Here is an 18,168-nt window from a genome sequence, read left to right as displayed (position 1 = left end):
TCGCGGGGTCAGCCGAGGCTCGGTGGGCCTTGCTCGATGCGGCGCAAGATCGGGTCCAGGCGGTAGAAGTCGGTGCCGGTGATGAGTTGGCGTTCGTCCCACCAGGTCGCACCCGCTTCGGCGAGCGGTTCGACGAGGGCGCGGGAACGGGCGGGGTCGGACGGGCTGATGCCGCCGACAATCACGTCGTACGGCGTGCTTGTGTCTTTGCGCTCGCCGTTGATGAACGCGACCAGGTCACGGAGCTCGTCGACCGGTGGGGCTTCGCCGTGGTTGGCGGTCTTGAACAGCGGCACGGCGCCGTCCCAGCGCGCGGCTCGGCGCATCGGGGCCTTCCGCGGCCAGTAGCCGGCGATCCAGACCGGCGGCCGCGGTCGCTGGACCGTTGCCGGAAGCAACTCGACGTCATCGGCGCGGTAGTGCTCGCCGGCGTGGTCCACCCGCTCGCCGGACCAGTACGCCGTCAGCAGGTCGAGGCCCTCGTCCAGCCGCGAGGCCAGCACCTTCGGGTCGGTCTCGTCGCCGAAGCTGCCGAACTCGTCGTCGATCGGCCCACCGAGCCCGGCGCCGAAGATCACCCGGCCGCCGCTCAGGCCGTCGAGGGTGGCGACCTGTCGCGCGAGTTGCTCGGGCCGCCGCCGGGCGATCGGCGTGACCAGCGGACCGAGCTTGATCCGCGACGTCGCCAGCGCGGCCGCCGTCATCAGCATCCATGGGTCGCCGAACGGCTGGCCGCGCCGCCGCTCCTTGCTGTGCACGACGTGGTCCCAGAAGAACAGCCCGTCCCAGCCGGCGTCCTCGGCGGCCTTCGCCACCCGCGTGACGGTGTGGGCGTCGGCGAAGTCTCCGAAGTTCGGAATGTTGATCGAGAAACGCATGGTCACTCACCCAGCCGTAGTTCGATGAACGGAATCGTGTCGCCCGGCAGCAAGTAGGTCTCCACCTCGACGAACCCGTGCGCCTTCGCGAACCGTACGCCGTCCTCGTTGCTGCTGAGGATGTGCGTCTCGATGCCATCGCCCAGCTCCCGCCCGCGCCGCAAGCAGTGCTCGTAGATCGCTGTACCGAAGCCACGACGCCGGTACGCCGGGAGCACGCGAGCGATCACCACTGCGGCCGAGGTCTCCTCGGACGGCGGCCGGACCGTGGAGCATCCGACGACAACGTCACCGTCGTACGCCACCTCGAGGACGTGCCGCGTCATCCGCTCACGGATCTCGTCGACCGACAGCGGCGCCGTCGGGATGATCTCGTTGTGCACCCGCTGCCAGTCCAGCACCGTCTGGTCGTCCGTCACCGGCACGATCCGAAGCTCGCTCATCCCGCAACTCAACAGCCGGGCGCGGGCGGCGGTCAAACGGATTCGGTCCCGGGGGAGTAGTAGCGTCCGTGTCGTGCGGATCCTCTTCGTTGGTAACAGCTTCACCTCGCGGAACAACCTGCCCGGGCTGCTCAAGGGGCTGGCCGGGGCGCGCGGCCTTGAGATCGAGCACAAGCTGATCTCGGCCGGAGGCGCGTCGCTGCGGCAGCATCTCAACGCGGGCAAGGCGCTCGACGAGATCGCGGGCGGCGGATTCGACACCGTCGTACTGCAGGAGCAGAGCACGCTTCCGATCAAGAGCCCGGATCGCTTCCGGGAGAGCGCCCGCGACTTCGACGAGGCGATCACCGCGGCCGGTGCGCGGACCGCGTTCTACCTGACCTGGGCACGCAGGAACGCACCAGAGACCCAGCAGGCTCTGACCAAGGCGTACGGCGGCGCCGCGGTGGAACTCGGTGCGACGCTCGTACCAGTCGGGATGGTCTGGGAGCGCTTCCTCAGCCAGTACGACGAACCAGCACTGCACGACGCGGACAACAGCCACCCCGCGCTCGCGGGCAGCTACCTCGCGGCATGCGTGTTCCTCATCGCCTTGCTGAACGAGGACCCGGTCGGTACCGACGTACCGGTGAAGGGCCTCACCGCGGACACCGCCGCCCAGCTCCGGCAGGCGGCCTGGGACATTTGCTCCGACCTGGCCGCAGCCGAGTAACCCGCCACGATCACCATGGCGCACCAGAGTCGGGTGGATCAGAACCGCCGCGATCAGGCGGAGGCGTGCGGTAGCGCCGACCCGCAGGGCTGGTCCACGTGGCCGTGCCATCGGGATTGGATGTGATGACCCATCCGCCTTCGTGCTTGAGGCGGTGATGGTGCCGGCACAGGCAATGAAGGTTGTCAGTGGTGGAACGGCCGCCTTCCGCGAAGGCGACGCGGTGGTCGACATCGGCGAACTCAGCAGGCTGGTTGCACCCAGGGAACTGGCAGGTTCGATCACGCAGGCGGACGAAGCGATCGGTCGCAGCATCCGGTGCGTACCTGTCCGGTTTCCCGGCCGGTGGCTCGTCGCTGAGCCGAAGGCCGATCCGGGACCGGCCGGCACCCCCGAGGAGAGTTCGAGCCAGAGCGCGAGTGAGGTGCTTACGCAGAGATTCTTGGGGAATCGGCCCGTAGTGTTCGGCCGTCCCGCCAGTGCTGTTCTCGCCGTCGATCAGTGCGCGAATCTCGGCGCCAGTCGCATGGATGACGACGGTGGCGTCCACGCCAGCGGTAGAGTCGTCGTGTAGCTCAACGTCTGCGTTTTCGCCCGGTTCTCTGCCCCTTCGAGTCCGGGGTAGGAGCCGCTCCAGCGCGATGTCGGCCCGCAGTTGGTCCATGGAGCGGGAGTCCCCCTGACGACGCTGGTACGCCGCCGCACGGGTCAGGCTGTTCATCACCGCGCCCGCGTCCAAGGCGTCGTGGGTGTGAACCAGTTCAGCCGTGCCGTCACTGTTCGGGAAGATCCGCACCGACCGCTCATCCATCGCCCGCGCGTGCGCCTTGCTACGCGCATCCGGCGAACGCCGCGCGGCTTCCCGCTGCGCCTCCTGCTTCAGCTTCTGCAACGGATGCTTCTCGGCCCACCCCAGCAGTGCCGTCTCGGCCGCACGCCGAGCGTCCGGATCGTCCAGGACCGACAACTCCCGCACGATCGTGAACGCGGCCCGCTCGGTCAACTGACCTTCCTCCAGCGCCCGCAATGTCGCCGGAAAGTTGTGCACCAACTCGCACGACGTATGAATCCTGGCCATCGCAGCGCCCTTGTGCATCTGCCACACCAACGCGAGCTCGTCAGCAGTCGACCGGAGATCACCCGCCACCCATCGACGCTCGCCCGGTTCCGCGACCCGATCCCCAGGCTCGGGGTGGCGGTGCCCGAGATCAGCCGACACACCGTGCAACGAGGTCTCGTACGCGGCGGTCGCCTCGGCCTTCATGGCGGCCAGCCGTGCCTCCAACCGGCAGATCGCCTCGTGCCGATCCAACCAGCCTGAGTCGCTCAACTCTGACGTGTCCTGGAACGCCACCGCCTCGAACAAGTCGGCACCACGGTCGTCCGGGCCGTCATACCGGCCGAGGAGTCCGTGCCGAGCCGCGAGCCGCGCATCAGCGCGCACCCGGTCGACCAACGCCAAGAACGGGGCATCCCAGTGCCCGTCGTCACCCTGACCCGCCGACGCTGCTCCCGGCGCACCAGGCACGACAGACAGCGCCCGTCCGGCCGGCACCTCCGACGGGCCGCTGGCCTCGTCGGGAGCCTGATCGACCGGACACTCACTCATGCATTCGATCATACGTTCGAATACGACGTATCGCCAAATCGGCCCTCACTTCGCGTCGTGGAAGACCAGTCCGAGCGTGTGGCGCTGTCCTGAGCGGATCGCCGAAACGCCGTGCCGCACCGGCGCGGCCGACCAGCCGCGTGCGGACTTCACCGGACGATCGCGCGTCGTGAACACCAACCCGTGCCCCTGCGGGATCAGCGTCGACGTACCCCGCGACTGCGCCCGCGGCCGCTGCTCGACCAGCAGGAACTCACCGCCGGAATGATCGACGCCAGGGTCGTTCAGATTGATCACGACCTGGAGCGGAAACACCTTGTCGCCATAGAGATCACGGTGCAAGGCGTTCCAGTCGCCCGCGCCGTACCGCAGCAGGATCGGTGTCGGCCGCTCCTGCCCCGCCCGATGACAAACGTCCAGCCATTCGTCGAGCGTGTCCGGCCACTCGGCCTCCCGCCCGAGCCTCGAGTACCACTCCCGCGCAATCGGCAGCAGCCGCGGATAAAGCGCCTGCCGCAACGCCTCCACAGCCTCAGGGAACGGCCGATCGAAGTACCGGTACTGTCCCTCGCCGAACCGATGCCGCGCCATGTCGATCGTCGCCCGGAACCGCTGTACGTCGTCGTACATCCCAGCGATCCGCAAGGCCTCGGCGGGCGTCAGCAACTGCGGCAACAGTGCACAACCGAGATCATCAACCGAAGCGGCCACAGCGTCCCAGTCAGCGCCGGCGACGCGTCGTTCGTACCTGTTCATACCCATGGAACGGCACAGCCCACAGTTATGTGAGGACCTGTTCCAGCACCGTGATCGGAGCCAGCATCGTCGCGTCGTCAAGCGGGCGCTCACCCGTCTCGAGCATCTGGAGGAAGACCTTCAGCCCAGGTACGACGTACTCCGAATCAAGCCGTACGTCGCGACTCACCAGCACCGTCCGCCCGACGAGCTCGGCATGGAACGGCACCCGGCCGTCGTCCGTAGGCTTCACCAACTGCAACGTCACCAGCACCCCGCCGCACACATAGCGCACGACGACAGTGGACCCAACGCGCTCGACCGTCACCCGACCAGGCTCGCCAGGAGCCAACCGCTGCGCCAGATCAGCCGCATGGATTCCGTAGAAGAAGATCCCGCTGTACTCACTGTCCGGATCAGCCGGCCCGGTCACCGTGACCGCCTGCAGTTCACCGACCGAGGCCGCGGCGAGCGCATCCGCGTCCGCGACCCAGCGCACCGCGGAGTACGACGTCACCGGCGCACCACCGCGCCGCGACGCGTCCAGGATCGCCCGCGCATCCGCCGTACTCGCGGCTAACGGCTTGTCCACCCAGACCGGGACGCCCGCCTCCAGAAACGGTACGGCGTGCTCGCGGTGCAACGCGCCGTCGCGGTTGGTGGCGATCAGTGCGTCCACGCTGCCGAGCAACTCGGCCGAGGTCGGCACGAGTTCGGTGATCCCACCGATCTTGGCGAGCTTCCGGTTGCGTTCGTCATCCGCGCCCACGAGCGCCACGATGCGGGCGGTGTCGGCGACGGGATCGACGTTCAAGTGCTGGATGATGTGCTCGGCATGGCTGTTCTCGGTGCCGACCAGGGCGATGCGAAAGGGCATGAGTCAGTCCTCTTTCAGTTCGACCGGTTGCCCTGAACGGGCGGACTCGTAGACAGCCAGCACAGTCGCCAACGATCGCCGCCCGGCCTCCAGCGGCACCGCCGGCGGGCGGTCGTCGCGGACCGCGCCGATGAAGTCGCGGTACTGCGCAAGATGCGCGAGCTCGACCGGCCCCCACCCGTCCGGCCCTTCCAGCACCGGCGCCTCGGGTACGTCGGCGTTCGCCGCGGCGAAGTACGCGAGCTGGTCGTCGTCGAGGACCGCAGTCCCTTGATCGCCGTGGATCGTCAGCCGCACCGGACGGCCCGGGTACGCCGCCGTACTGGCCAGCATCAGCCCGATAGCGCCGCTCTCGAAGACGATCGATGCACCGGCGAGATCCTCGACCTCGATCCCCGAGTGGGCGAGTCGCCCGGTCTGCGCGCTCACCTGGACCGGCCGGCCGAGCATCCAGACCAACAGGTCGAGCGCGTGGATGCCTTGGTTCATCAGGGCGCCGCCGCCGTCGACCGCGAGCGTGCCCCGCCAGTCGTCGCCGTCGTAGTACGACTGCGGCCGGAAGAACGCGGACTCGGCGATCCCGGATGTCACGCGCCCGAGGGCGCCGCTGTCGATCGCGGCCCGGATCTGCGCGACCGGCGGTTGGAAGCGGCGCTGGCTGATCACCGAGACGGTCAGCCCGGTCTCCCGCTGCACCTCGATCAACCGGTCGGCGGCGGCCAGCGTGATGTCGACCGGTTTCTCGACGATCACGTGTTTGCCGGCTCGCAGCGCCTCGACGGCAACATCGGCATGCAGTGCGCTCGGTAGACAGATCCCGACGGCGTCGACCTCCTCCGCGGCGTACGCCTCGGCCGGCGTCGCATAGGCCCGACCACCGTACTGCGAGACGAGTTTGCCGGCGCGTTCGAGGCTCTGGTCGACGACAGCTGCCAGCACGGCCTCCTCTCCGAGAACTCCGAGGGCTTCGATGAGGCGAGCGTGCACGGCGCCGATCATGCCGGCACCGATGAGGGCGAAACGCATAGGACCTCTCTTCAGTCGGTCGTCCAGGAGATGGGTACCCCGCCGTTCTCGGCGGACCGTTGCGCGAGGAGTGCGAGCCGCGTCGCCAGCAGGCCGCGCTCGGTGGTGATGTCCGGTTCGTTGCCCGCAGCAAGCGCCTGCAGGACGAGCTCGGCCGGGCGATGACCGGCAGGCAGCGGTACGTCGTGCGGCGCCAGGTCGGTCGTGGTGAGGACGAGGCGGTTGCGCGCCCAGAGCAGTTCGGCGGTGCCTCTGGTGCCGACGAGTTTCATCCGGTAGTCGCCGTGCACCGGCGAGCCGGCCGGGTTCATCCAGTCCACGCCCGCGGTGATGACCGCACCAGGTCCGCTCAGCGTCGCGACGCCGTACGAGCTGTTCACGATCGAGCCACTCACGGTCCCGCTGGTCAGGCCGGTGAAGAGCAGGGCGGCGTCGATGTCGTGGACGGCGAGGTCGTTGAGGAGTCCGCCGTACCGCGCGCGTTCGAAGAACCACGCCGGACGCGTCGGGCGGTTCAGTTTGTGCGGGCCGGACGACGTCACGCCGTGGATCGTGCCGAGCTGATCCGCGATTCCCAGTGCCCCGAGGGTGACGGGGTAGTACCGCTTCTCCAGCAGAAGGGTCACGTGGCGGCCGGTGCGCTCCGCGGCCTCGGCGATCGCGTCGAGGTCCTCGAGCGTCGTACACAGCGGCTTGTCGGCGATCACGTGGCAGCCGGCGTTCAGAGCGTCGACCACAACCTGACCGCGGTCGCCGTAGATCCCGGCGACCATGACGACATCGGGCTCGACCTCGCGCAGCATCTGCTGGTGATCGGTGAACACCTTGGCGTCGTACGGCGTGGCCCACCGCTCGGCGGTCTCGCGGGACGGATCAGCCACCGCGACCAGCTCGTACTCGGCGACCTGATCGACCTCCGCGGTCGCGTAGGCCACGTGTGGATGGGCGGCGCCGGCGATGGCGATACGCGTCATGATCGTGATTCCAGCATGCAACCGGTTGCACGTCAACGCATCAGGACGTCGAGTTCGGTGCCGCCGCGGTCGTCGCGCGGGTCACCAGGTGAGTCGCGATGGTGACGCACTCGGCGCTCGGCTCGGTGGCCTCCAGCAGGTTGACGAGCAGTTTCGCGGCCGCCGTACCGGCGGTTGCGGCACCCGCCGAGACGCTGGTCAGGGCCGGCGTCGTGAGGGCGGCAAGGGTGTCGTCGCAGCCGACCAGGCTGAAGTCCGTCGGCACCGAGATGCCGCGCACCTCGAGCCCGGCCAGCACGCCCTGCGACACCACGTCGTCGAACGCGATCGCCGCGGTCGCTCCCGATCGGACGACCGCCGACACCGAGTCCCGCCCCGCTGCGTAAGTCGGCCGCCCGACCTCGACGATCTCCACCGTCAGCCCCGCCTTGGCGGACGTCTGCGTCAGCGTCTTCCGCCGCTGCTGGTCCGACCACGAGTCGCGCGGCCCGGCCAGATACGCGAGCCGCTGGTGGCCGAGCTTCTTCAACAACAGCACGGCCTCGGTCATCCCGCCCGACGAGTCGATCAGGACCCGCGGGATCCCGTCCAGATCGCGGTTGACCAGGACGACGGGACGCGTCGCCGCCAGCTCGCGGATCAACTCCTCGGACAGCCTCGGCGAGGCGAGCACGAACCCCTCGACCTGCGGCGCGAGCCGGGCGATCAGCTTGGCCTCCCGCTCCGCGGACTCGTCGGAGTCACCGAGGAACACCGCGAGGTCGGCGGTCTCCGCTGCCAGTTGCAGGCTGCGCACCAGCGGCGGGAAGAACGGGTTCGCGATATCCGGTACGACGACGGCGATGTTCCCGAACCGTCCTGTCGACAGCGCCCGCGCCGCCTGGTTGCCGACGTACCCGAGCCGCATCGCGATAGCGCGGACGTGCTGCACGGTCTCCTGGCTGAGCAGCTGCGGCCGGGTGAAGGCACGCGACACCGTCGACCGCGAAACCCGGGCGGCGGCCGCGACGTCCCCGATGGTGACCCCCGGCGCCCGGCCGGCACGTGATGCCATGCCCACACCCTAAGGCTCCGTGCAACCGGTTGCACTACCTCAGGACCTCGAACCGATAGTTCAGGTTCTCGGCACTCAGGAGCTTCAGTTTCGTGGGGTGTACGCCGGGACTGTCGTAGAAGCGGACACCCTCGCCGAGAAGGATGGGGATGATGTGGAGGACGAGTTCGTCCACGAGTCCGGCTTCGACCGCCAGTCGGGGGACCGTGCCGCCGGTGACGACCAGGTTCTTGCCGGCGGCTGCCTCCAGGCCCTGGGCCACGACGTCCCGGATGTCCCCGGAGACATAGGTGAATTCCGGGATCGGGTTCGTGGCCGGGTCCTTGTGGGTGTAGATGAGGATCGGGCCCTGCCACACCCCGCCGTACGGCCGGTTCTCGCCGACCGCCTCGACGCGTTTGCCGCCGCACAGGAACGCGCCGCACGTCGCGATCACCTCGTCGCCGAGCCCGGAGGGGCCGCCGTCGGCGGCGGACATCCAGTCGACGCTGTCGTCGCGGTCCCCGATGAAGCCGTCGAGGGACATCGTCATGTGCCAGATCACTGTGCCTGTCATGGCATTCAGCTTGCTCCGGCCTGATCCATGCGTCCAATGCCAATGTCGCGACCGAAGCATAGATAGCATCGATACATGCTTGATCTTGTCCGGTTGCGGGTGCTGGCCGCGGTCGCCGCGCACGGTTCGGTCACCGCGGCGGCCGCGGCGCTGCACTACACGCAGCCCACCGTCAGCCACCATCTCGCCCGGCTCGAGGCCGCGACCGGCGCGAAGCTCGTCCAGAAGGCCGGCCGCGGCATCCGCCTCACCCCGGAGGGCGAGGTGCTCGCGCGCCGCGCCGCGGAGATCGTCGGCCGCGTCGACGCCGCCGACGCCGAGCTCGCCGCGCTCGTCGGCCTGCGCTCCGGCCTGGTCCGGCTCGGCGCCTTCAGCTCGGCGCTCAGCGAACTCGTCCCACCCGCGGCGGCCGAGCTCCGTCGCGAACACCCGAACATCCAGTTCGAACTCTCCGACGTCCACCCGCGGGTTGCCGTCCAGCAGTTGCGGGCAGGTGCGATCGATCTCGCGATCGTCTTTCGGTACGACGACGAGCAGCCGGACGACGGCATCCGGTACACATACCTGCGTGACGACCCGATCCATCTGCTCAGCCGCCGGACCGGAGAAACCCTCGCCGACCATCGGGACTCGGACTGGATCGCGGGCTGCGTGAACTGCCGCGACGAGCTGCTGCAGCACTGCGCGGACGCCGGCTTCACGCCGCGGATCGCCTTCACCAGCGATGATGTGATCGTCAAGCAGGCCCTCGTCCGCGCCGGTCTCGGTGTCACCACCACGCCCGGTCTGGCGTTGCGGGCGCACCTCGCCGAGGGGGTGCGATCGACCGAGTTGCCGGTCGTTCGCCGCATCCTGCTCGCCACCTACGGCGAACCGCCCGACCCGCCGGCCACGGCGGCCTTCATTACTGCCCTGAAACGAGTAACACTGGCCTAGGGGGAGCCACTCGACTCCGGTTGGAGGACCGGGCGATGGGCACTGGGTGAGCATGGTGGACGTCGAGCTGCGGTATCTGCGGATCTGGCGGGCAGCCGTGGGGCTGCTGGCCATTCTCGGTGTGGTCAGTGCACTGGTTTTCGTGTCACCGGCGACGAACCTGGTGGTCTTCACGGTCGCCGCTTTCACCGCCGGCGCAATCTGTCTCAGCATCGGTCTCGGCCGCGACTTGCCGACCTCGGACCTGCTCAACATGGTTCCCCGCGGTGCGGTGCTCGGTGGACTGTGCGTACTCGCGGTCTGCGGGTACGCCGCCGCGATCGGAGCCCGCACCGTGACGCTGCTCCTGCTGATGGTCGGCGTGTCTCCGCCGGTCATCGACTGGTTGCGCTCGGGCCGGGCCGACCGGCCGGCGCGGGAACGGCCGCGCCGGACGATCAGGTTGCCCAAGGCATCGAACCGGCACTTGAACGCGGTCCGCGCCGAGGACGACCCGGCCGCGGGCCTGCCGATGCCGAAGTATCTGGTCGCCGTGGTGCGGAGCGTCGGCGAGCTGAGTGACGAGGAGCTGTGCCTCGCCTGGCGGCGAAGCTTCACCCAGCTCCAGCGTGCGATGGGGCCCGACCGGAGGCAGGCGATGGCCGACGTACGCCGTGCCTACCTCGACGAACTCGAACGCCGCCACCCCGACTCGTTCGCCGTCTGGCTGGCCTCGAACCCGCGCGCCGCCGGCAACCCGGCCCGTTTCTTCACTCACCGCGCCGACCACTAGGCAACTAGGAAAACTAGGAAAACGCAGCACGAAGGTCCGCGGCGATGAGTTCGACCGCGTGGCGGCCCGCGGACAGCGCGCCCGGAAAGTTCAGGAACGCGTGCATCGTGTCCGCGTACTCGACCAGCCGCGTCGGTACGCCGTCCTGCTCCAGGCGACCCGCATACGCCAGCGCGTCGTCGCGCAACGAGTCCCGCCCGGCCGCCAGCATCAGCGTCGGCGGAAGCCTCGCGAGCGAGTCGGCCCGCAGCGGTACGGCGGCCGCCGGTACGTCGTCCGCGGGGAAGTACCACTCGTACCACTCGGCGTCCGGGTGCACGTCCAGCGTCGGATAACACAGGATCTGGCGATCGGGGACAGGGCCACCTTCGTCCCGAGCGAGCAGGCACGCCCCGGCGGCCAAGGCCGCGCCCGCACTCTGACCGCCCACCGCGACCCGCCCGTCGCCGTCGAGGTTCTCGCGAATCCACTGAAGCGTGTCGTGAACGTCGAGAAGTCCTGCTGGATAAGGATTCTCCGGCGCGAGCCGATAGTTGAGGGAGACAACAGTAACGTTGCCGCCGGCAGCTATTCCGGACGTCGCGTACTCGATGTCCCGCAGATGCCCGCCGATGAAGGAACCACCGTGCAGCCAGAGCAGAACCGGTCGAGGCTCCGGCGACATGCTGTAGATCCGCGTCTCGAGGGACCGCCCCGGCAGCTCGATCACGACGTCCGCGATCCCCGGCCGCGGATCACGCTCACCCGCCAGCGCCGGATCCGGCAGGTCCTCCCGATCCAGCAGTAACGCCTGATACGGATCGAGCTCGGGGTACCCGGGTTGATCGGCGAGCACCTTCCGCAGCGCGTCCGTCTCCGGTCCGTACTCCGGGCTGTCGACGACTTCGCGCGTCATGCGCTCACCGGCTGCAGGTGACGCGCCGCATGCGCGAACAGGATCCCGTCGGGCGTCGTCGAGACGTACTCCGTCAGCGCCCCGATCCCCCCGTCGAACCCGGCACCCGTCGACGGGTCCGCCCAGGTCTCCTCGTCGTACCGCGAGATCTCGTCGACGAGGGCCTCGCCGACACTGTGGAATCGGTGCAGCACGAGTTCGGACGGGATCCGCCGGCCCGCCTCGACGCCGCCGAGGTTGAGCGCGCGCCCGATCTCGGCGGTCTCCCAGCGCGGATCGAGACTCCAGTGCAGGCGGCCCGCCCGGGCTTCTCGCAGTACGGCGAGCGTGATCTCGTCCCACATCAGCACGTGCGCGACCAGGTCGTGCAACGAGTCACAGAAATCCCCGAGCGGTCCGGCGGTCACGTCGTACGGCGCCCGCAGCTCGTCCTCGCCCAGTCCCTCGATCCGGCTCAGCAACAGGTCCTGGTCCCGCCGGATCATCCCGGCCGCCTGCGCCGGCGTTGTAGTCGGTGTACGCATGCCGATCAATCAACCATCCCGCCCGCGACCGCCCCGGCCGATTGCGCGAAACTCTCAATCAATCCACAGCGCGGTACGTCGCCATCTTCGCGCGTGCTCCGCACGTGTTCATCGAGCACCAACGCCGCCGCCCGCCACGACTAGCGTCAACGAACAGCAGCGAACACTCGTCCGCCGCACACGTTCGGATCCGATCGCCAAGCGGACCGGACAGCAAGTCGACCGCGTCCCGAGCCAAACCACTGAGCAGACCCGGCACATCGACCGATCCACTCTCCGCATGAAGCTCCGCAGTCAGCCGAGGACCCGCTAACGGACGACTGCTCCACCGATTGACCACCTCCAGATCAGCGGCGTACGTCGTCCCGGTGAAGAGCCGGTACAACGCCTCCCGCAGCTCGACAGCCTGGCGATATGCACGCCCCGAAACAGCGGGCTCGTCCTGCGCGAGCCCGGCTTCGCGGAACCAGCGGCCGAGATCGGCCGGCTCCGGGATGCGCTCGAACGGTGCCTGCTGCCGCTTGCCGAGAGTCGCAGTGAAGTCGACCGACGGCCGCCCGCCGACCCAGGTGAAGCGCGTGTCCATGCCGCGTAGTCTATCCTTCTGTTACCAGTTGAACCGGTAGCAGAGGGAGGGCTTGTGAGGATCGGGATCGTCGGCGCGGGCGGTGTGGGCGGGTACTTCGGCGCGCGGCTGGCCGCCGCCGGGCAGGACGTGGCGTTCGTGGCCCGGGGCAAGCACCTGGAGGCGCTGACGGCCGACGGGCTCGTGGTGCGGAGCCCGGCGGGCGACCTGCAGCTACCCGTGCAGGCGACCAGTGAGCCGACCGAGATCGGTCCGGTGGACTACGTGCTGATCTGCGTGAAGACGTGGCAGTTGCCCGACGCGATCGACGCAATCCGCCCGCTCGTGGGACCGGACACCGCGATCGTCACGGTGCAGAACGGAGTCGAGGCGCCCGATCAGGTCGCCGAGGTCTACGGGCGCGACGCCGTACTGCCCGGCGCCGCGGAGGTGATCGCGTACGTCGAGAGTCCCGGCCTGATCCGGCATCTCGGCAACGGGAAGCTCAACTTCGGCGAATGGGACAACACGGCTACGCCGCGAACCGGTCTGCTGCGCGACGCCTTCGTCGCGGCGGGACTCCAGGCGACCGTTCCGGACGACATCTGGGCAGCGTTGTGGACGAAGTTCCTCTCGGTCGTCCCCGGCGGCGGCCTCGGTACGGCGACCGGCGCAGGGTACGGCGTACTCCGCACCCACCCCGCCACCCGCCGGCTGCTCACCGAGGCCATCACCGAGATCCGCGACATCGCACGGGCGCGAGGCATTCGGCTTGCCGAGGACATCCTACCGCGGACGCTCGCCTGGGTCGATCAGCTCCCCGCCGACGGGACGACGTCGCTCCAGCGCGACCTGATCGCCGGCCGCCCGTCGGAGCTCGACGCCTGGACCGGCGCCGTCGTACGCCTCGGCGCCGAATCGGCCGTCCCGACCCCGGTCAACACGTTCCTCTTCGAACTGGCCGGCGCCCGAGCGCTCGCTACTGGTAACTGACGAGCCGATCCGTGGTCGTCCTCCGATGCGGGATGGACGACGCGAACGACAGCACCGCGAGCAGCGACCAGAAATAGAGGGCGACCCACACCTCGCGCGGTCCGATGGCGGAGCCCTGGGCAAGCGCCGCGATGAGCCATCCCGGGATCGGCAGCAACGCGACCGCCGTACAGGCGATCCGGGCCGATCGGCGGCCACTTCCGGCGATCGCGTAGCCGCCGGCCATGCCGAACAGCGGTACCGCGAGAGCGCCGCCGCCGATGCCGTCGGCGAGGAAATGTGCCGGGTCCGTGATGCCGGGAAGGAGTACGGCGGCGAGGAGCAGCGGGGAGAACGTCAGCCACCGCCGCCGCCTCCCGCCGGTCCGGCGCAGGTACTCGGACCATCCGAGCAGGGCGCCGAGAACCGCCCCGGGCAGGAGGATCCAGCCGAAGGTTCCGGACCAGGTGACCGTGGACCCGGGCCCCGCGACCTGTGCCATGAATCCGCGCAGACCGCAGGCCCAGGCCAGCCCGCAGGCCCCGCCGGCCGCCAACAGACGCCACATCCTCAGCGCTCGATCCGGGGCTCGATCCGGGCGCGGATCCGTGGGTTCGAGGCTGCTGCCTGCGTGCGACGTGTGAGGACGGCTGCGAACAAGACGCACAGCGTGATGCCGTAGATCGTGACGCCGAGTGGAAGTGCGCTGGTCATGCTGAGCCCGATCATGACCACGGACCAGACGCCTGCGAGGAGGGCGGCGTACCGCTGCCAGCCGGTCCACAGCCGCAATGCGACGACGCCGGCAACGATCAGGCCGATCGCGGTGAGGGCGACCCCGAGGCCGAAGCAGGCGCCGACCAGTTGCGGACCGGTGTCGTCGAGGCGCTGGTCGGCGATCGGCACGGACGCCAGCTCGGCGAGCAGCAGGACCAACGTCCCGCCCGCGGCGAGCGCGGCGCCGATCCGGCCGGCCCGGGTCGTCATCGCGCGGAACACGGCGACCATCCCGAGGAACACGAGCAGATGGAGTACGGCGTACACGATCGAGACCGGGACGAACGCGTCGGCGCTCCACGGGTAGCTCCACAGCTTGTCGGAGATTTCGGACGCCGGTTTCACGACGACCTCGACCGCGAGGCCGGTCAGTGTGGTCACTGCGGCGCCGATCAGACCGGTGATACCGAGGTTGCGGTTCATGGTTCCCCACCTTTCGAAGACAGTGCCTCGACGGTAGGAACGGCTCGTTGCCGCGCGCATCGGCAGCAGTACGAGGTTCGGCGTAGGTGTCAGCACTGTTGGCGGGACGGCCCGGCGCTGCCACGATGGTGCCGTGGGAGGTCGTCGGCCGGTAGCAGCCGGGATGTTCGGGATCGGTGTGATCGCGGAGCTGGCCGCGGTCGTCCTGTCGTGGCGCCTCGAGCCGGTCTACGACACGGTGCTCTACGGCCTGTCGAACCTGGCCGTCCTCGGTGCCGGCACGGTGATCGTGCGGCGGCGGCCGGAGAACGCGATCGGGTGGTTGTTCTGCGGGTTCGGTCTGCTGAACATCATCAGCTCCGACCTCGCCCAGGGATGGGGTCTCCGCGCGGCCGCGGAGGGGTGGCCGGGCGGCCCCATCGGCGAGGGGATCTCGGCGGTCAGTTGGCTGCCGAACGGGTACGGGTGGACGCTGACGTTCTTGCTGTTCCCGACCGGGCGGCTGCCGGGCCGACGATGGCGTGCACTGCCGTGGGTCGGCGCGGCCGGTCTGCTGATCAGCATGGCGGCGTGGTCGTTGAGCCCCGACCGCGGTCGGGACTTCACCTCCGGGCGCAATCCGTGGGCGATCGCATCACTGCCGACGGGGTTGCTGCTCGGGATCGGGATGCCGTTGTTCCTCGGCTCGCTCGTGGCCGCGGTGGTGTCGCTCGCCGTACGATTCCGGCGCTCCACCGGGCTGGAACGTCAGCAACTGAAGTGGTTCGTGCTCGCCGCGGTAGTGGCGGGGATCGCGCTGCCTCTGAGCTTCGTGCTCTGGTACGTCAGCCCCGCCGCAGGCCTCATTGCCGCGGTCGCGCTGACCGGACTGCCCTTGGCGGCGGGCGCGGCGATCCTGCGGTACCGCCTGTACGACATCGACTTCTTCATCAGCCGGACGGTCGCGTACGCGAGTCTGACGGTCCTCCTCGTCTCGTCGTACGCCGTCGTGACTGTTGCCCTGGGCGCCTTTCTCGGACGGGGGTCGGCATGGACCGTCGCGGTCGCGACCCTTGTCTGCACGGTTCTGTTCCGGCCGTTGCGGGCGAGGGTCCAGGACCTGGTCGACAGACGGTTCAACCGGTCGCGGTACGACGCTCTGCATCGGATGAGCACGTTCCTCGACGACGTGCGGGCGGGGCGGCGGCCGCCCGAGGACGTGCAGGCCGTGCTCCGCGAGATTCTCGGTGATCCTCGCCTGGAGCTGCTCGTGTTTCTTCCCGAGAGCCGTCGGTATGTCGATCTGTCGGGGACCGCTCGAGACGACGCGGACGGACGGCACCGGGTCGCGATCGAGCGAGGTGAACAGCCCGTCGGCGTGATGCTGTACGACCGGACCGAGCTTGCTCCGGACCTGGTACGGCGAGTCGTCGAGGACGGTGGGCTCGCGGTCGAGATCGCGCGGCTGCGGGCCGAGCTGAGCCTGCAGTTGGTCGAGGTGACGGCGTCCCGGGCGCGCATCGTCGCGGCCGCCCACGCGGAGCGTCGTCGCATCGAACGCGATCTGCATGACGGCGCCCAGCAACGCCTGGTGTCGATCGGCCTCGCCCTCCGCCATGCACAGCACCAACTCGGCGATGCTCCGGCCGGCGATGTTCGAGCCACGTTGGACGGGGCGGTTGCAGAGGCGGCTGTAGCGATCGGGGAGCTGCGGGAGCTGGCCCGTGGCCTGCCGCCCGCGCAGCTGGACTCAGGGCTCGCGCCGGCGTGTCAGGAGCTGGCGCGGCGGGCGCCGCTGCCGGTCTCGGTACGGATGCCGGACCGTCGTTTCGACACCGGCGTCGAGGCCGCGGCTTACTTCATCTGCTGCGAAGGCCTCACCAACGCGGTCAAGCACGCGGGTGCGAGCCGGGTGGACCTGATCGCCGACCACGACCGCGAGCGTCTCGTCGTCCGTGTCGTCGACGACGGCGTCGGCGGAGCGGCACCGCGAACTGGCACCGGGCTCACCGGGCTCGCCGACCGCGTGGCCGCCCTCGGCGGGACGTTCCAGGTGCAGAGCCGGCCCGGTGCCGGTACGACGCTTGTCGCGGAGCTGCCGTGCGGATCGTGATCGCCGAGGACCAGGTCCTGCTGCGCGAAGGGCTCCGGATGCTGTTCGTCGACGGCGGCCACGAGGTGGTCGCGGCCCTCGGCGACGCGGACGGTCTGCTCGAAGCGGTCACGACGTACCGGCCTGATCTGGTCGTCGCGGACATCCGGATGCCACCGACCCATACGGACGAGGGCGCCCGGGCCGCGCACGCGGTGAAGCGCACGCACCCTGAGGTCGGCGTACTCCTGTTGTCGCAGCACATCGAGACGCAGCACGTGGTCGAGCTCGTGACGCTCGGCGGGTTCGGGTACCTGCTGAAGGATCGGGTGCTCGACGTGGCCGAATTCCTCGCCGCGGCGGAGCGGGTCGCCCGCGGTGGATCGGCGTTGGATCCGCAGGTGGTCGCGGGACTGATGGCACGGCGCGATCCGCTGGAGACACTGACCGAGCGCGAACGCGGCGTACTGCAACTGATGGCGGAGGGCCTGACGAACAGCGGGATCGCCAAGCGCCTCTACCTCAGCGAGCGCACTGTCGAGGCCCACGTCCGGCACCTGTTCACGAAGCTGTCGCTGCCCGAGAGCGAAGACGGCCACCGCCGCGTGCTCGCCGTACTGGCTCACCTAGGGGCGACTACTCCAGACCGAGGTCGGTGAGTACGTCGAGCACCGGGCGGTTCGGTGGTGCCGCGGCGACCAGGCCGCGGATGCAGCCGGTCATGACCATCCGGAAGTACGCCTCGGAGGTGATCGTCGGGAGTTCCTGATGCGCCGCGCTCAGCACCTCGTCCGCGGCGAGGAGCGCGTAGACCTTCTCGAGTTCGCGCTGGTGCGGACCTTCGGAGTACGGGCGATGCCGCTCCTCGGCCGCGGTCAGGTTGATCGCGAGCGACGCGACGGTGCCTGACATCAGCACCGCACCGGCCGGGCTGTAACCGCGCCGGCCGAGCGCCTCGACCGCCTCCCGCTGCAGCCGTACGCCGGCCTCACCGCGCGGGAATAGCCCTTGCAGGTACGCCGCGAGCCCGGGGTGCTCGAGCACGAACGTGTGGAGCTGCCGTGCGAACGACAACAAGTGCGTCTCGACGTCGTCGTTCGGATCGTCGACGATGTGCAGCTGCCGCAGTACCGCCTCACCGACCAGCGCCTCGAGCCCGGCCTTGCCGTCGACGTGCCGGTACAGCGCGGTCGGGGTGACGCCGAGCGCGGTCGCGACGCCGTTCACCGTCAGGTTGGTCAGGCCGAGCCGCAGGCCCTCCCGCTCGATGTCCGCGATGGTGATCTGCGCCTGGCGACCGCCGGTCTTCCGGCGGGGCGGATTCGCTGTCACAACTCTCCTCTACCGGGCCTGACCCAAAGTTATGCTA

The 18,168-nt window shown here is 69.3% G+C and carries 21 protein-coding genes; 6 read left to right on the top strand and 15 right to left on the bottom strand.

Annotation, left to right across the window (positions count from 1 at the left end; genetic code table 11):
* Positions 1–8: 8 nt before the first annotated feature.
* Positions 9–878: an LLM class flavin-dependent oxidoreductase gene (locus tag EV651_RS25935; protein WP_133787851.1), complete on the bottom strand. Its 870-nt coding sequence runs from the start codon at positions 876–878 to the stop codon at positions 9–11.
* A 2-nt stretch (positions 879–880) separates the two neighbouring features.
* Entirely contained in the window at positions 881–1,321 is a 441-nt protein-coding gene (locus EV651_RS25930) for a GNAT family N-acetyltransferase (RefSeq protein ID WP_133787850.1), read from the bottom strand.
* Between the two features lie 73 nt (positions 1,322–1,394).
* On the opposite strand from EV651_RS25930, the gene EV651_RS25925 reads away from it, so the two are divergent.
* Entirely contained in the window at positions 1,395–2,033 is a 639-nt protein-coding gene (locus EV651_RS25925; RefSeq protein ID WP_133787849.1) for an SGNH/GDSL hydrolase family protein, read from the top strand.
* 10 nt (positions 2,034–2,043) lie between these two features.
* Here EV651_RS25925 and EV651_RS25920 read toward each other — a convergent pair whose 3' ends face one another.
* The 7 genes from EV651_RS25920 to EV651_RS25890 are packed head-to-tail and all read right to left on the bottom strand — an operon-like array spanning position 2,044 to position 8,864.
* Complete coding sequence (locus EV651_RS25920; RefSeq protein WP_166658789.1) at positions 2,044–3,642, bottom strand: HNH endonuclease signature motif containing protein; 1,599 nt, start codon at positions 3,640–3,642, stop codon at positions 2,044–2,046.
* 45 nt (positions 3,643–3,687) lie between these two features.
* Positions 3,688–4,404 carry a 2OG-Fe(II) oxygenase gene (locus tag EV651_RS25915; protein WP_238157191.1) on the bottom strand — a complete coding sequence of 239 codons (717 nt, stop codon included), beginning with the start codon at positions 4,402–4,404 and terminating at the stop codon, positions 3,688–3,690.
* Between the two features lie 19 nt (positions 4,405–4,423).
* Positions 4,424–5,254 carry a Gfo/Idh/MocA family protein gene (locus EV651_RS25910; protein ID WP_133787847.1) on the bottom strand — a complete coding sequence of 277 codons (831 nt, stop codon included), beginning with the start codon at positions 5,252–5,254 and terminating at the stop codon, positions 4,424–4,426.
* 3 nt (positions 5,255–5,257) lie between these two features.
* The gene (locus EV651_RS25905) at positions 5,258–6,280 is read right to left on the bottom strand and encodes a Gfo/Idh/MocA family protein (RefSeq protein WP_133787846.1); all 1,023 of its coding nucleotides are present in this window, start codon (positions 6,278–6,280) and stop codon (positions 5,258–5,260) included.
* Between the two features lie 11 nt (positions 6,281–6,291).
* Positions 6,292–7,254, bottom strand: a complete 963-nt coding sequence (locus EV651_RS25900; RefSeq protein WP_133787845.1) for a Gfo/Idh/MocA family protein — start codon at positions 7,252–7,254, stop codon at positions 6,292–6,294.
* Between the two features lie 40 nt (positions 7,255–7,294).
* Positions 7,295–8,308, bottom strand: a complete 1,014-nt coding sequence (locus EV651_RS25895) for a LacI family DNA-binding transcriptional regulator (RefSeq protein WP_133787844.1) — start codon at positions 8,306–8,308, stop codon at positions 7,295–7,297.
* A gap of 34 nt (positions 8,309–8,342) precedes the next feature.
* Complete coding sequence (locus tag EV651_RS25890; RefSeq protein ID WP_166658788.1) at positions 8,343–8,864, bottom strand: dihydrofolate reductase family protein; 522 nt, start codon at positions 8,862–8,864, stop codon at positions 8,343–8,345.
* 75 nt (positions 8,865–8,939) lie between these two features.
* On the opposite strand from EV651_RS25890, the gene EV651_RS25885 reads away from it, so the two are divergent.
* Both EV651_RS25885 and EV651_RS25880 read left to right on the top strand, forming a co-directional pair.
* Positions 8,940–9,800: a LysR family transcriptional regulator gene (locus EV651_RS25885; RefSeq protein WP_133787842.1), complete on the top strand. Its 861-nt coding sequence runs from the start codon at positions 8,940–8,942 to the stop codon at positions 9,798–9,800.
* Between the two features lie 46 nt (positions 9,801–9,846).
* Positions 9,847–10,572, top strand: a complete 726-nt coding sequence (locus tag EV651_RS25880; RefSeq protein WP_133787841.1) for a hypothetical protein — start codon at positions 9,847–9,849, stop codon at positions 10,570–10,572.
* Positions 10,573–10,585: 13 nt separating this feature from the next.
* Here EV651_RS25880 and EV651_RS25875 read toward each other — a convergent pair whose 3' ends face one another.
* Genes EV651_RS25875 through EV651_RS25865 form a run of 3 tightly spaced genes read right to left on the bottom strand, consistent with a single transcriptional unit; the run spans position 10,586 to position 12,577 of the window.
* Positions 10,586–11,467 carry an alpha/beta hydrolase gene (locus EV651_RS25875; protein WP_133787840.1) on the bottom strand — a complete coding sequence of 294 codons (882 nt, stop codon included), beginning with the start codon at positions 11,465–11,467 and terminating at the stop codon, positions 10,586–10,588.
* A complete protein-coding gene (locus tag EV651_RS25870) occupies positions 11,464–11,991 on the bottom strand; it encodes a hypothetical protein (protein WP_133787839.1) in 528 nt (175 codons plus the stop codon). The genes EV651_RS25875 and EV651_RS25870 overlap by 4 nt, the downstream gene beginning before the upstream one ends.
* A 58-nt stretch (positions 11,992–12,049) precedes the next feature.
* Entirely contained in the window at positions 12,050–12,577 is a 528-nt protein-coding gene (locus tag EV651_RS25865) for an ABATE domain-containing protein (protein WP_133787838.1), read from the bottom strand.
* A 54-nt stretch (positions 12,578–12,631) separates the two neighbouring features.
* On the opposite strand from EV651_RS25865, the gene EV651_RS25860 reads away from it, so the two are divergent.
* Positions 12,632–13,549: a 2-dehydropantoate 2-reductase gene (locus EV651_RS25860; protein ID WP_133787837.1), complete on the top strand. Its 918-nt coding sequence runs from the start codon at positions 12,632–12,634 to the stop codon at positions 13,547–13,549.
* Here EV651_RS25860 and EV651_RS25855 read toward each other — a convergent pair.
* Both EV651_RS25855 and EV651_RS25850 read right to left on the bottom strand, forming a co-directional pair.
* Positions 13,536–14,096, bottom strand: coding sequence for a hypothetical protein (locus tag EV651_RS25855; RefSeq protein WP_133787836.1), 561 nt, complete (start codon positions 14,094–14,096; stop codon positions 13,536–13,538). The two genes, EV651_RS25860 and EV651_RS25855, sit on opposite strands and share 14 nt — an antisense overlap.
* Before the next feature lie 2 nt (positions 14,097–14,098).
* The gene (locus EV651_RS25850; RefSeq protein WP_133787835.1) at positions 14,099–14,728 is read right to left on the bottom strand and encodes a hypothetical protein; all 630 of its coding nucleotides are present in this window, start codon (positions 14,726–14,728) and stop codon (positions 14,099–14,101) included.
* A gap of 133 nt (positions 14,729–14,861) precedes the next feature.
* Between EV651_RS25850 and EV651_RS25845 the strand changes: the two genes are divergently transcribed.
* Together EV651_RS25845 and EV651_RS25840 are read left to right on the top strand one after the other, a co-directional pair.
* Positions 14,862–16,820 (top strand): histidine kinase, encoded by a 1,959-nt coding sequence (locus tag EV651_RS25845; protein ID WP_133787834.1) that lies wholly within the window; start codon positions 14,862–14,864, stop codon positions 16,818–16,820.
* Positions 16,808–17,458: a response regulator transcription factor gene (locus EV651_RS25840; RefSeq protein ID WP_133787833.1), complete on the top strand. Its 651-nt coding sequence runs from the start codon at positions 16,808–16,810 to the stop codon at positions 17,456–17,458. Before EV651_RS25845 ends, EV651_RS25840 begins: the two co-directional genes overlap by 13 nt.
* Here the strand turns inward: EV651_RS25840 and EV651_RS25835 are convergent.
* The gene (locus EV651_RS25835; protein WP_133787832.1) at positions 17,436–18,131 is read right to left on the bottom strand and encodes a TetR/AcrR family transcriptional regulator; all 696 of its coding nucleotides are present in this window, start codon (positions 18,129–18,131) and stop codon (positions 17,436–17,438) included. The two genes, EV651_RS25840 and EV651_RS25835, sit on opposite strands and share 23 nt — an antisense overlap.
* Positions 18,132–18,168: the final 37 nt, after the last annotated feature.

Origin of the sequence: Kribbella sp. VKM Ac-2571 (assembly GCF_004362255.1) — a bacterium.
Lineage (GTDB): Bacteria > Actinomycetota > Actinomycetes > Propionibacteriales > Kribbellaceae > Kribbella > Kribbella pratensis.
Note: the sequence above shows the minus strand (reverse complement) of the source record. Positions and strands in the feature narration are given on the sequence as shown.

What these genes read in the sequence shown, in the direction of transcription:
- EV651_RS25935 (WP_133787851.1), bottom strand. Translation starts at nt 878, where the DNA reads ATGCGTTTCTCGATCAACATTCCGAACTTCGGAGACTTCGCCGACGCC.
- EV651_RS25930 (WP_133787850.1), bottom strand. Translation starts at nt 1,321, where the DNA reads ATGAGCGAGCTTCGGATCGTGCCGGTGACGGACGACCAGACGGTGCTG.
- EV651_RS25920 (WP_166658789.1), bottom strand. Translation starts at nt 3,642, where the DNA reads ATGAGTGAGTGTCCGGTCGATCAGGCTCCCGACGAGGCCAGCGGCCCG.
- EV651_RS25915 (WP_238157191.1), bottom strand. Translation starts at nt 4,404, where the DNA reads ATGGGTATGAACAGGTACGAACGACGCGTCGCCGGCGCTGACTGGGAC.
- EV651_RS25910 (WP_133787847.1), bottom strand. Translation starts at nt 5,254, where the DNA reads ATGCCCTTTCGCATCGCCCTGGTCGGCACCGAGAACAGCCATGCCGAG.
- EV651_RS25905 (WP_133787846.1), bottom strand. Translation starts at nt 6,280, where the DNA reads ATGCGTTTCGCCCTCATCGGTGCCGGCATGATCGGCGCCGTGCACGCT.
- EV651_RS25900 (WP_133787845.1), bottom strand. Translation starts at nt 7,254, where the DNA reads ATGACGCGTATCGCCATCGCCGGCGCCGCCCATCCACACGTGGCCTAC.
- EV651_RS25895 (WP_133787844.1), bottom strand. Translation starts at nt 8,308, where the DNA reads ATGGCATCACGTGCCGGCCGGGCGCCGGGGGTCACCATCGGGGACGTC.
- EV651_RS25890 (WP_166658788.1), bottom strand. Translation starts at nt 8,864, where the DNA reads ATGACAGGCACAGTGATCTGGCACATGACGATGTCCCTCGACGGCTTC.
- EV651_RS25885 (WP_133787842.1), top strand. Translation starts at nt 8,940, where the DNA reads ATGCTTGATCTTGTCCGGTTGCGGGTGCTGGCCGCGGTCGCCGCGCAC.
- EV651_RS25875 (WP_133787840.1), bottom strand. Translation starts at nt 11,467, where the DNA reads ATGACGCGCGAAGTCGTCGACAGCCCGGAGTACGGACCGGAGACGGAC.
- EV651_RS25870 (WP_133787839.1), bottom strand. Translation starts at nt 11,991, where the DNA reads ATGCGTACACCGACTACAACGCCGGCGCAGGCGGCCGGGATGATCCGG.
- EV651_RS25865 (WP_133787838.1), bottom strand. Translation starts at nt 12,577, where the DNA reads ATGGACACGCGCTTCACCTGGGTCGGCGGGCGGCCGTCGGTCGACTTC.
- EV651_RS25855 (WP_133787836.1), bottom strand. Translation starts at nt 14,096, where the DNA reads ATGTGGCGTCTGTTGGCGGCCGGCGGGGCCTGCGGGCTGGCCTGGGCC.
- EV651_RS25850 (WP_133787835.1), bottom strand. Translation starts at nt 14,728, where the DNA reads ATGAACCGCAACCTCGGTATCACCGGTCTGATCGGCGCCGCAGTGACC.